Origin of the sequence: Pseudoalteromonas sp. NZS127 (assembly GCF_015864805.1) — a bacterium.
Classification (GTDB): domain Bacteria; phylum Pseudomonadota; class Gammaproteobacteria; order Enterobacterales; family Alteromonadaceae; genus Pseudoalteromonas; species Pseudoalteromonas nigrifaciens.
The window spans coordinates 47,280-60,577 of the sequence record NZ_JADYWN010000007.1 but is presented as its reverse complement, the minus strand read 5'-3'; the positions used below and the strand labels follow the sequence as shown (position 1 = coordinate 60,577).

The following is a 13,298-nucleotide window of genomic DNA, read 5'->3' as shown; positions in this document are numbered from 1 at the left end:
GGAGCTTAGTAAACTCAACCTTGTTATAGCAAGCCACAGTTGCTGCTGACATAACATTTTAATTAATCAGCTTTAAACTCCAAGCAACTAATTTCACGTTGCTCGTTAAGTGTTACAAGGGCGTTTGCTGTTGATGCTAGTGTGTTTAAATTTTCTCGAGTGACACGCTCAAAATGAGCAATAAAGTATCTAAGTTGGGCGTCATTCATAGTGCCTGCACCTTGCCCTTTTAAGGCTATAAGCTTTTGCTCTTGCTCTTTTCGCCATGCAAATACGGCAGCAAAACTAGGGGCTTTAAGCATCACTAAATAATCAACTTTAGCAAAAATGTTTAAATATTCTGTTTTTAAACAATTGTTCACATAGTTACGCCAAACACCTTGGCTATCTGCATTTTGCTCTAACTCATTTAATGGTGCAGTTAATGCTGATGCCGATTGTGCCTTACTACCTACGCACCACCCTTCTAAAATAATAATATCGACAGCGGTATTATTACGCGGCCACTCGTTATGTGGTGCACTGTCATCTAAATGCTTATTAAAATGAGGTAGAGGCACACCACTGTGCCCTGCTAGTAACTGCTCAAGTGTGCTTTTCATTAAAGCTACATCGTGCGTGCCGGGTACGCCGCGAGTGGCAAGTAGCGGGTGTACATTTTTTGCAAGCTGCAGTCGGCGCTGCTTAGTAAGGTAAAAGTCATCAATAGAAAGCGCTATGCTATTAAACGAACTATTTTTTGCCAACCAAGTTACTAAAAAATCAGCCAAGGTGGTTTTACCCGAGCCTTGGCTGCCATTAATAGCAACAAATAACGGAGTATTCGTTTTTTTAGCGTGCAATATATTTTTTGCTACCGGAATAAAAAACTGTTCACACTGCTGTTGATAGCTTATTGGTAGTTGATGTTTTGCTAAAAAATCACTGATATCCATATTTCTATTGCGCCTTTATTTTAGATAAAAAAATAGCGCATATATATGCGCTATTAGGTTAGTTTAACTTATCTATAAATTTAAGCTGCGGTTTTCTTCTCGGCTTTTGGTAACACTAAGTTTAGCACTATGCCTAATATGGCACATAAACTTACGCCTTCTAGGCTAAACTGACTACTGCCAATATGCATTCCACCAATACCACAAATCAAAATAAGCGCTACTATGCTTAAATTACGCGGTTCGCTTAAATCATCCCCAGATTTAACTAAAGTGTTTAATCCAATCACTGCAATTGAGCCAAACAATAAAATCATAATGCCGCCCATAACCGGCACTGGAATTGTTTGTAAACTTGCGCCCATTTTAGCTATAAAGGCTAAAGTAATGGCAATAATTGCAGTCCATATCATCACTTTTGGGTTAAAGTTTTTAGTTAGCATTACTGCACCGGTTACTTCTGAGTAAGTTGTGTTTGGCGGCCCACCAAACAATGATGCTGCTGAGGTAGCTAATCCGTCGCCAAATAGAGTGCGATGTAGCCCTGGTTTTTTCAAAAAATCTTTATTAGTAACTTGGCTAATCGCCATCATGTCGCCAATATGCTCAACAGCGGGAGCAATCGCCACCGGCACCATAAACAAAATGGCTTGCCATTTAAACTCAGGTAAAACAAAGTTAGGCACAGCTAACCACTGTGCATTGGTTACGGCGTCAAATTGTACTACGCCCATAGCAAGCGATAAACTATAACCAGCTATCACCCCTGCTAATATTGGAATAAGTTTAAATACACCCTTACCCCATACCGCTAATATAAGCGTAACCACTAAAGAAAATAATGAGATGTAAATAGCACTATCATAAGCAATAATTTGCGTGCTGCCGTCACCACTTTTGCCCATGGCCATGTTTACCGCAACCGGTGCTAAAGCTAGGCCAATAACCATAATAACCGGCCCGACTACTATTGGTGGTAATATTTTATGTAGCGTTTCAGTGCCTTTAAATTTAACTAAAAAGCTCAATAGCATATAAGCAAAACCAGCCGCCATTAAACCACCCATAGTGGCAGGTATGCCCCATATTTGTATTGAGGCAATAATCGGTGCAATAAAAGCAAACGATGACGCTAAAAATATGGGTACTTGGCCTTTAGTAACAAACTGAAATAACAGCGTACCTAAGCCCGCGGTAAAAAGAGCAACACTTGGATCAAGCCCTGTTAACAGCGGTACTAATACTAATGAGCCAAATGCTACAAACAACATTTGCGCACCAGTAAGTATCGTTTTTATTGAGAACATGGCATTGTTTTTCATCGTATCGTTTTGCACTGTTTTCACTTAAACCGTACCGAAAATTTTATCACCTGCATCACCTAAACCAGGCACAATATAGCCTTTATCGTTTAAGTGGCTGTCTACCGATGCAGTATATATTTCTACATCTGGATGGGCAGCTAATGTTTTTTCAACCCCTTCAGGAGCTGCAACTAATACAATTACCTTGATTTCTTTACAGCCTGCTTTTTTAAGCATATCAATAGTGGCAATCATAGTGCCGCCTGTTGCAAGCATAGGATCTATCACTAAGCTTAAACGCTCATTAATATTACTTACTAGCTTTTCAAAGTATGGAATTGGCTCTAATGTTTCTTCGTTTCGCTCAAGGCCTACAACACTTACTTTGGCAGCCGGCAATAACTGCATCACACCGTCCATCATGCCTAAGCCCGCACGTAAAATAGGCACTACAGTAATTTTTTTACCTTTAATATGCTGCACATTTAACTTTGTGCCATCCCAGCTGGTAATTTCGTTATCTTCTAACGGTAGGTTTTGAGTTGCTTCGTAGGTTAATAAAGTACCTACTTCTGAGCACAATTCACGAAAGCTTTTAGTGCTAATTCCATGGGAGCGCATTAAGCCTAATTTATGTTGAACAAGGGGATGAGTTATAACGTGAATAGCCATATTAAAAAAACCTAGTGATAAAATTTGCGATATTTTATAGTAAAAAAGTGCATTTGGCCTGCAGTTTTCGTTAAGTTTTCACAATTGCTGCCAAATAACATTATTTTGCCTGATATTAAGGCAATATACCTAATTCAAGCGTTAATTAAATGTGTTTTTTTAACTCACTCTTTACGTGAAGCAACATGTAACTGTTTATTTTTTTATGCTCTGGACTCCACCCTGCTAAAAAACGATAAAAATCGGCCCATGCAACACTCCATAAATTGCGCCAATCGTTAATCACTTTACTTGCCTCTACCTTAGGATGATAAACGCCTAATGCTAACTTCAATTCGCTAAAATACCACTCTAAACAACTATCAGCATGCTGATGCAATTGTGTTTCGTTAAAGCAGCTTGTCATAAAATACATCACGTCTATAACCCCAACACCAGCACCTACATATTGAAAGTCGTACCCTAGCACGTGCTGCTGTTTGTTTATGGCAAAATTTGCCAGCTTGGCATCACCATGAATTACTGTTTTATATGCACTATTGCATAATGTCGTATTTAGCTTAGCTGCAACCTGCTTAATAGCTGATTGCTGGAGCTTTGTAAGCTCATCGGGACGCGTACTTAAATGCCAATAATTGCCCTGTGGCCATAACTTTTCAGCCGCGTGAGTAACAGCTTCAATTGTTAGATTAAACGCATGAAAATGCGCTAACCATTTAATAACCTCGCGATAGTCTTGAGGCAAAGCTTGTACATAGCCCTGCTGGGTAAAATCGTTAAACGCCAGCACATATTGCTGATCATTTTGGATTGCGGCTAAACAGCCAATAGCAGCAGCGTTATTAGGTAACTGCTGGCTGCAATCATTATAAAAGTGGTATTCAACATTATAAGATTTACGCTTACGATTAACAGCAAACGCCGTTTGTTTAATCTTTGGGTGATTTATAACCTCAGGAATATTCACCGCCTTTATAACACACGCCTGACCATCAAGCTCACAAGCCACTATGCTGCCACAACCACTCCACAAAGAAGTCAGCGTAGCCCCCACTTTTATCTGTTTAAACTGTTGCTGTAATAAAGAAAGGTAAAAAGCCATAGCCGCACTTAATATTAATAAATTTTAGTTAGTTTAACGCAAAGCGTTGTTATTATAAAAAGTGTTATTTAATAGTAAAAACTACTTAAGTGACAAAGAACAATTTTATTTATAAATTTATTTTCATTAACGTTAGCTATTACCTCTATTCATCTTTAAATCAAAAAACAGAAAACAATTAGCAGCATTGCTCAATACACGCTCACATACCGCTCACAATTAGTATGATAAGTATCCCAACCACACCACCATTGCAAATAACAAAACAAATACAACAACTTAACATTAGACACTTGCTTTTGTATGCGCTATTCTCTCGCCGATTTCATCTCTATAACATCATACATGCTGCTTACTTGGTGTAACGGGCTAAATTTTTTAGTCGTTAAAACCTGAATATGCTTTATGAGAATTATCTTTAAATCGTACTTTTAAAATATCAAAATAGGAAAAATAATGAAAAAAACATTCCAGGGAACTTTGCTGCTATCTTCTTTATTACTAGGCTCTTTTGTACAAGCGAATGAGCTAGAACCAGTACCTCAAAAACATTGGAGTATTGGAGCGGGTGCTTACGCGTTCACATTAGCCAATGACAATAGCTCAAGCGAAGATTTGGATTTTAGTGGTTTTAATATAGCTGCTGGTTATGCTGTTAATAATCACTTTCAAATTAGAGCTACCTACTTCTCATTAGAAAATGACGATTTTTCAGCGATAGAAAGTGATGGATTCGACCTAATGGCTTACGGGGGTGTGGGTTTGTCTAAAAAAGGCTTTAGGGGCTATGGCGGTGCTGGTTTCTTTTCAGATAAGTGGAGTGCCTTGGGTGAAAATGAAACTATGTCAGGCTTTCAACTTGGTGGCGGCTTAGGCTACAACTGGGGCCCTGCGGCTTTAGATTTTGTTTTAACTCTACGCCAAGCTGATGAATATGAAGATTTTATGTACCGCACAGGCACCTACGTTGCTGTATCGGGTAACTTAACTATTTCTTATTTATTTTAAATAGCTCCTCATTAAGTTACAAAAAGCCCCCTCAATTAACTTTTGGGGGCTTTCTTTAAAAACGTAAAAAGCGCCCAAACTACAGGCGCTTACATTGTTGAATTTATTTACACCGGGTGATTACTGGTTTACAACACTTTTAAGTGGGTTAACCGGTTGTGCGTTGTCGTCAAGTAAGTTCATATCAAAATCGAACTCATCTACACGAATCGCTTTTTCGCGCTTAGTGTTGTAATCAATAAGCTGAGTATGTTCAGCTGCTGTAATTACATTAGCCGCAAGTGCGTTATCAAGTGTGATTGAAAAACGAATACCCGCTTTAATTGTTTTAGCACGCAGTGCTTTTTTAACTTTAGCCAACTCACCAAGCGATGCCATTTTAGCTTTGTACGCTTGCTCGTTAATGTAATGTCCGTCACCTTTAACTGGCTTAACTAAATGCGTAATTTGCGCTTTAAAGGCCGTATCTAGCTGAGCTTGCTTAGCTAGTTCACGAATTAAGTCGTCGCTAATTTTTGGCATTTTAGTTGAGTAATTCATGGTAATAAAACGCATGAACTTACGCGTGCCACTTGCAGGGAAGTTATCTAAAAACTTGTGCAGCGCTTCTTCAGCACTTTGTAGTGCAAAGCGAGTAGCATAATGAAAATACGGTGCTGCTTGCTCACGTTCACTACTTGATACTTTTTGCTCGTAGTATTTAATTGACGCCATTGCCGCGTATAAAAAGCTCATTACATCACCTAAACGTGCCGACAACATTTCTGCTTGCTTAAGCTTACCGCCAAGTACAAGTAGCGAGAAATCTGCATATACAGCTAATTTAGCTGACAGTTTATGTGCTGCTTTTTCGTATTCACGTACTTCTGGTAACGTTGAACTTGCACCTGCTGTAAATGGTAATACACCCAAGCGGAACGCACGTAAGCTGTTTGCTACGCTGTAACTTACTGTTTTACGTAAAATACGGTTAAATTCTTTATCTGCATTTTTATCTTCGCTATGAATTGATTCAACCATAGATTGTAAGTATGGATGACAACGCATTACACCTTGACCAAAGATCATCAGGTTACGAGTAAGAATATTCGCGCCTTCTACCGTAATAGCAATTGGCTGTGCTACATAACCGCTTGCTAGCGTGTTTTGTGGGCCATTTTGAATTGCTTTACCCGCTTGAATATCCATTGCAGAGTCGAGTACATCACGGCCCAACTCAGTCATGTGGTATTTAGCAATTGCAGTTACTACCGATGGTTTTAAGCCCATGCCTAAGCCTTCCGTTGTAAGCACTCGCATTGCTTCTTGTAGGTATGTTTTACCTGCAATATCGGCAAGCTTTTCTTGAATACCTTCAAACTGGCCTATTGCTAAACCAAATTGCTCGCGCACAGCAGCGTACTCAGACGCTGATTTAAATGCAACTTGCGCCGTACTTACACCCAGTGCTGGTAATGAAATACCACGCCCTGCGCCTAAACAACTAACTAGCATTTGCCAACCGCGACCAATGTTTTTCTGGCCACCAATGATAAAGTCCATAGGTACAAATACTTTGTTACCACGCGTAGTACCGTTATAAAAACGAATATTCATAGGATCATGGCGATTACCTAACTCTACACCCGGGTGCTCTTTAGGAATAAGCGCACAGGTAATACCTAGGTTTTCTTTGCCGCCAAGCAAACCATCAGGGTCAACAACTTTAAATGCTAAGCCTAATACAGTCGCAATAGGCGCCAGTGTAATGTAACGCTTGTCCCACGTAATTTCTAAACCTAGTACTTCTTCGCCGTTGTACATGCCTTTAGTAACTGTACCTAAATCTGGAATGCCACCTGCGTCAGAACCCGCTTCTGGGCTAGTTAATGCAAAACATGGAATGTCTGTACCATTTGCTAAACGTGGTAGGTAGTGTGCTTGTTGCTCTTGCGTACCAAAATGCAGTAATAGCTCACCTGGGCCTAACGAGTTAGGTACCATTACTGTTACCGCTACTGCAGAGCTTTTAGTGGCAATAGTGGCTACAATTGTTGAGTTAGCGTATGGGCTGAACTCTAAACCGCCAAACGATTTAGGAATGATCAGCGAGAAGAAACGCTCTTTCTTTAAAAAGTCTAAAATGTAATCCGGTAAATGAATGCCATTTTGAATTTCGGTGTCATCAATCATACCCAACAAGTCTTGCAGTGGGCCATCAATAAAGGCTTTTTCGTCTGCGCTTAATACTGCAGCTGGCACGGCGCGTAGTGCACTAAAGTCAGGTTTACCTTGATAGATAGACCCTTCTAACCATACATCGCCGGCGTCTAGCGCTTCTTGTTCAGTAATTGAAATACTTGGTAATACTTTTTTTAATTTTGTACGTAAACTCATGATTGAACTCATCCGACCAGATAATAATAACTACATTACGTCATAAAAATTCGATTAGATCAATTACTCTATGCAAATAATTAACAGTTTTTTCAATTTATTTTCTTTACGTGAACGTAAACTGTTTAAACACAAGGGCTTACGGCTATGCGCTGAAAAACATTATTTTTCTTCATTTGGCTAATTAAACAACAAAACTTAGCTAAATCACGCCTTAAAGATAAAGCGACTTTAACGGGCATAAAAAAACGCAGCATAATTATATGCTGCGTTAATTAGTATCCGCTCAATTATAAAATTAACTAAGTGCTTATTTTAACCACTTGTTTGCCGGTAAAACCGCCGTCTAATTGTTTATGCAGTGCTGCTGATACTGCTTGTGCGTTAAAGTCGACAGCTGTAATTTCGGGTGTTTTAATGTCACCACTCAAAGCACCTTCTATCAATAAGTTACCCATAAAACTTAAACGTTGCTGGGCACATAAACTATTTGCTAACCAAGCACCTCCTAAGGATACAACACCAATATTGGGTGCTCGACGATACATTAGCTCTTGTTCAAAATGTGGCAATGGGTTTAAACAAGCAATTCGCCCACAAAAACGCATTAGTTCTATATTGCGTATTGTAGAGGCGCCACCAACGGTGTCTATTACCGCATCAAAGCCTTGTGGGCCAAGCTCTCGGCGAATTTTTTCGCATAAGTCTTTATCGTGGTAAGCAAATACCACATCGGCGCCTAATTGTTTTACCAATTTATGATTACGCTTAGCTGCTGTGGTAAATACGTCGGCACCGCGCTGCTTTGCAAACTGAATGGCAAACTGCCCTACAGCCCCTGCGCCGCCGTCAATTAATACGGTATCGCCCTCGGTAATATTAATTTTATCTAGGCTTATAAGTGCAGCCATACCGGCACAAGGTAAAGTAGCCGCCATATCGCCTGCAAGCTCAGCAGGAACAACCGATACAGCGTAGTTAGCTACTTTGGTATATTCACTCAACGCCCCTTGATCGCCAATACTGGCATGCCACATTACACGCGTGCCAACACCCGGAAAAACACCTTTACCAGCCTTTACCACTACGCCAACGGCATCAAGCCCTAAAATATGTGGATATTGCCACTTACAAAAACCCGATTTAGCAAACAAGCCATCAACTGGGTTTAAGCCAACATATTCAACTTTAATAAGCAGCTCGTTGTCTGCACACTCAGGAACAGCGTACTCAACATCGGCTAAACAAATTTTTTCATTAGGCTCAGGCAATACAATTGCTCGCATAGTCTGCGGTAGCGTGTATTGCGGTGAAATATCAGTATCAGACATCAAAAAACTCTACTGGTTAGTATTATTTAACGCATAACTCCATCGCCCGTTAAATGATTGGTAAGCATTTACTTTAGCGAGCAGTGATGAAATCGTTGAATCAACAGCATTTTCTTGAGCTATTAGAACATCCCGACGCGCATCTAACAACTCTAAGTAAGGAATTTGCCCTTCTTCGTACATTGCTTGCGCTTGTAAAAATGCATTATTCGCAAACTGATAACGCTGCTCAGCAAAGCTCTTTTGCTGAGCTTGGTTGACCAACAATTGCAAAGAAAGTTCACTTTCGCTCAGCGCTTGGAGTATCACTTGTTGATAATCGCTATAAGCCGCTTGGGTTAAAAACTGCTGTGCGTCGCGCTGCGCTAACAATGCCGGGTAGCTCAGTATTGACCACTGAATTTGCGGAGCCACCTGCCATTGCTGCTGTGTATCACTAAAGCTATTACTACCAATACTAAGCACGCCTGCAAAACCACTTAAGCTTATATCTGGTAATAACGCTTTACTTGCAGCAACACTTAAACTATTTGCTTGGCTAAATGCATAAAGTGCTTGGCTAATATCGGGCCTAAGTGCGATAGATTCATTAGCATCATTTAACGATACGGTAAATTTATGATCTAAAATGGCTTGCTCATTAGTGAGTTTAACATTTTGTGCTAGTCGTCCGCTAAGCACAGCCAGTGTAGATAAATCGCGATACTTAGCGTATTCAATTGCCGGCATTAGTGCTTGTTGTTGCTTAAGTTGTGCCATAGTACGGTTTAAATCAAGCTCGTTTGCTACGCCTTCATCAACCTGGGCTTGAAGTACCGCAATACTTTGCTCTAGTGCGTCTATTTGCAACGTAACAATGTGCTGCTTTTGTACATTACCTTGATAGCTCACAAAGCCTTTAACAACCGACGAAACCACTTCAATTTGCAATAAACGCACTTGCTCGGCTTGGCTCATGGCCGATGCATTCGCTGCATCAACCAATGCCGTAATACGACCAAATAAATCGAGCTGCCAATTAAGTGCTAAATTAGCACTCGATTGACGACTGTTAGTATCGCCTAAACCACTGCGCTGCGCGCCAATTTCTACCCCGCCTTGCGGTAAATACTGCGCTTGTTGCTCACCTAAGCGCGCCAAGGCGCTTTTAAGTACTAACTGACTGGTTTGTAAATTGTGGTTATTGGCTAATGCGTCTGTAACCAACTGATTTAACTGAGCTGATTCTAGCTTTTGCCACCAGTTTGTCTCATCAATATTATTAAGCTCGCTGGCTATATTGGCACTAGCTATAAACTCACTAACCACGTTTTGCTCGCTGGCAGCGTCAATTTTAGCGGCGCAACCCGATAACATAGCAGCAATCAATATAGCGCTTGTGGTAAGCGACGTTTTAAGGTTTTTTTGCACTAATTTAATCATGTGATACCTGCTGTGCTTTTTGCTTTTTATTGGCTACTAACATATAAAATACCGGGGTAAATAATAAGCCGAATACGGTTACTCCTATCATGCCTGCAAATACAGCATTACCCATAGCGTGGCGCATCTCGGCTCCCGCACCCGTTGCTAATACTAATGGTACAACGCCCGCGGTAAAGGCTATTGAGGTCATTAATATGGGGCGTAAGCGCATTCGACATGCCGCTAACATGGCATCTAAATGTGATAAACCGGTTTCGTGTTGATCTTTGGCAAACTCCACCATAAGTATCGCGTTTTTAGAGGCCAAAGCCACCAGCACAATTAATGCAATTTGCGTAAATATGTTGTTGTCTGAGCCCACAAACCACACCCCAATTAGCGCCGAAAATATGGTCATAGGTACAATCATTATAATTGCCAATGGTAAACGTAGGCTTTCGTATTGTGCAGCCAGCACCATAAATACCAGTAGTACCACTAACGGAAATACATACACCATAGTATTACCCGCAAGTACTTGCTGATAGGTTACTTCGGTCCACTCGTATTCAATACCTGAAGGTAGCGTATCGGCAAGTACTTTTTCAATCGCAACTTGCGCTTGGTCTGAGCTATAACCTGGCGCTGGGCTGCCATTAAGTTCTGCACTTGGGTAGCCGTTGTAATGCATTACTCTGTCTGGGCCTATGGTAGGAGTTACCGTTAACACTGATCCTAATGGCACCATATTACCCGCACGATTTCGTACTTTTAAATGCAATATTTGTTCTGGATCAACGCGATAATCGGCGTCAGCTTGCGCATTGACTTGGTAAGTACGGCCAAATAAGTTGAAGTCGTTTACATACACTGAGCCTAAATATATCTGTAGCGCATTAAACACTTCATCCAGTGGTATGCCTTGAATAAGCGCTTGTTCACGGTCTATATCTATATCCATTTGTGGTACTTGAATACGAAAACTTGAGTACAGGCCAACTAATGCAGGGTCTTGTTGCGCTTTGGCTATTACCGCCTGTAGGCTATTAAATAATGCTTCAAAGCCTTTGTTTGCTCTATCTTCAATTTGTAATTTAAAGCCACCTGTGGTGCCTAAACCTTGAATAGGCGGCGGCGGAAATACCGCTACAAATGCTTCGTCAATTGCTGCAAAGCGCTGATTAAGTTGCGCTGCAATTGCCATGGCAGATAGGCTAGGATCAGTCCGCTCACTAAAAGGAGCTAAAGGCGTAAATACAATACCGCTGTTAGGGCTGTTGGTAAAACCGTTAACCGATAACCCCGGAAAGGCAACCGTATGGGCAACGCCGGGCACTTCTAGCGCTATTTGTTGCATTTGTTTAATAACCGCTTCGGTACGATCTAGGCTCGCAGCATCAGGGAGCTGTGCAATCGCCACTAAATACTGTTTATCTTGCTGAGGAATAAAGCCACCGGGTACAGAGTCAAATAACTTAATAGTACCGCCCACTAAAGCAACGTAAGCAACCATGACCACCACGCTCATGCGGATCAGCTTTTGTACCAGTTTTTCGTAGCCTTTAGCGCCACGATTAAACACGCGATTAAAGGGTGCAAATAACCAACGGCCAAATAGTTTATTTAACAACCGCGTAAAAGCGTCTGGCTTTGCGTCATGGGGTTTTAATAATAATGCAGCGAGTGCTGGGGATAAAGTCAGCGAGTTAAAAGCTGAAATAATAGTAGAAATAGTAATGGTTAAGGCAAATTGCTTATAAAACTGCCCAGACAACCCGGTAATAAATGCTGTAGGAATAAATACCGCACTAAGTACCAAGGCAATTGCAATAATAGGGCCGGTTACTTCACTCATGGCAACGCGGGTTGCTTCAAGTGGCGACAGACCTTTTTCAATATTACGCTCAACGTTTTCTACCACTACTATGGCATCATCTACCACAATACCTATGGCCAATACTAAACCAAACAGCGACAAGGTATTAATAGACACTCCCAGCAACTGCATCACTGCAAAAGTACCAATGAGTGAAACAGGCACCGCAATCAATGGAATTATAGATGCACGCCATGTTTGTAAAAATACAATCACCACAATAACAACCAATGCGATTGCTTCTAGCAAGGTAGTAATTACCGCATCGATAGAGCCGCGTACAAATACTGTAGGGTCGTACACTATGTCGTATTCAACACCGGTAGGAAAGTCTTTCGCTAAACGCGCCATGGTTTCGCGTACTTGATCAGAGAGCTCAATTGCATTAGAACCCGGGCGTTGGAATATTGGCATAGCCAGTGCTGGTTGATTATCAAGCTCAGCGCGCAGTGCATAAGTGTCTTGCCCTAAATCTACACGAGCTATATCAGATAAACGGGTTAACTGCCCTTGCTCACCTACTTTAATAATAACTTGTTCAAATTCTTCAATACTGTTTAAACGACCTTTAACATTTAACAATATTTGAAACTGGCTGTCGTTCGAAATTGGCTGAGCGCCTAAGCTACCCGCAGCAACCTGCTGGTTTTGTGAGCGCAGTGCACTTACTACATCCGATGCGGTTAACTCGCGCGATGCTAAAGCATCGGGATTAAGCCACACACGCATAGAGTATTTACCGCCACCAAACAGGCGAATATCACCTACGCCCGATAAGCGTGCAATTTCATCTTTAATATTTAAATCGGCATAATTTGATAGATACGCCGTATCGTGGGTGTTTTCAGGAGAATATAAATGCACCACCATGGTTAAGTCGGGCGATGACTTTTCGGCTACCACGCCTAAGCGCTGTACTTCTTGTGGTAAACGCGGCAATGCGCTATTTACTCGGTTTTGTACTTGTACTTGTGCTCGGTCTAAATCGGTGCCAAGCGCAAACGTCACCGTTAAGGTCATACGACCATCACTAGTGGCTTGTGAAAACATATACAACATGTTTTCGGTGCCATTAATTTCTTGCTCTAATGGCGTTGCTACCGTTTGTGCAATAACGGTTGGGTTTGCCCCCGGGTAACTGGCTGTTACCACTACGGTAGGTGGAACAACTTCTGGGTATTCACTTACTGGCAGTTGAAATAATGAAATTCCCCCTGCTATTAAAATGATTAACGACAACATCGCCGCAAATATTGGGCGCTGGATAAAAAAGTGCGAAAACTTCATCAA

The 13,298-nt window shown here is 41.2% G+C and carries 9 protein-coding genes; 1 reads left to right on the top strand and 8 read right to left on the bottom strand.

The genetic code is table 11. The annotated features are described in order from the left end of the window. Positions 1-62: 62 nt before the first annotated feature. The 4 genes from I6E78_RS08735 to I6E78_RS08720 all read right to left on the bottom strand — a co-directional run bounded on the left by I6E78_RS08735 (position 63) and on the right by I6E78_RS08720 (position 4,013). Positions 63-935 (bottom strand): kinase, encoded by an 873-nt coding sequence (locus I6E78_RS08735; protein ID WP_192532289.1) that lies wholly within the window; start codon positions 933-935, stop codon positions 63-65. A gap of 80 nt (positions 936-1,015) precedes the next feature. Next, a complete protein-coding gene (locus tag I6E78_RS08730) occupies positions 1,016-2,257 on the bottom strand; it encodes a uracil-xanthine permease family protein (protein WP_197182333.1) in 1,242 nt (413 codons plus the stop codon). A 24-nt stretch (positions 2,258-2,281) separates the two neighbouring features. Next, complete coding sequence (upp, locus tag I6E78_RS08725; protein WP_011330005.1) at positions 2,282-2,911, bottom strand: uracil phosphoribosyltransferase; 630 nt, start codon at positions 2,909-2,911, stop codon at positions 2,282-2,284. A 145-nt stretch (positions 2,912-3,056) separates the two neighbouring features. Beyond that, a complete protein-coding gene (locus tag I6E78_RS08720) occupies positions 3,057-4,013 on the bottom strand; it encodes a phosphotransferase (RefSeq protein WP_197182304.1) in 957 nt (318 codons plus the stop codon). 456 nt (positions 4,014-4,469) lie between these two features. On the opposite strand from I6E78_RS08720, the gene I6E78_RS08715 reads away from it, so the two are divergent. Continuing rightward, on the top strand, positions 4,470-5,021 hold the full coding sequence (locus tag I6E78_RS08715) for an outer membrane beta-barrel protein (RefSeq protein ID WP_089369233.1): 552 nt from the start codon (positions 4,470-4,472) through the stop codon (positions 5,019-5,021). Between the two features lie 120 nt (positions 5,022-5,141). Here the strand turns inward: I6E78_RS08715 and I6E78_RS08710 are convergent, their stop codons facing one another. From I6E78_RS08710 to I6E78_RS08695, 4 genes are all read right to left on the bottom strand, one after another. Next, positions 5,142-7,397 (bottom strand): acyl-CoA dehydrogenase, encoded by a 2,256-nt coding sequence (locus I6E78_RS08710; protein ID WP_011330002.1) that lies wholly within the window; start codon positions 7,395-7,397, stop codon positions 5,142-5,144. A 302-nt stretch (positions 7,398-7,699) separates the two neighbouring features. Then, entirely contained in the window at positions 7,700-8,728 is a 1,029-nt protein-coding gene (locus I6E78_RS08705) for a zinc-binding dehydrogenase (protein WP_193038590.1), read from the bottom strand. Positions 8,729-8,737: 9 nt separating this feature from the next. Continuing rightward, entirely contained in the window at positions 8,738-10,150 is a 1,413-nt protein-coding gene (locus I6E78_RS08700) for a TolC family protein (RefSeq protein ID WP_197182303.1), read from the bottom strand. After that, positions 10,143-13,295 (bottom strand): efflux RND transporter permease subunit, encoded by a 3,153-nt coding sequence (locus I6E78_RS08695; protein WP_089369231.1) that lies wholly within the window; start codon positions 13,293-13,295, stop codon positions 10,143-10,145. The genes I6E78_RS08700 and I6E78_RS08695 overlap by 8 nt, the downstream gene beginning before the upstream one ends. Positions 13,296-13,298 lie beyond the last annotated feature (3 nt).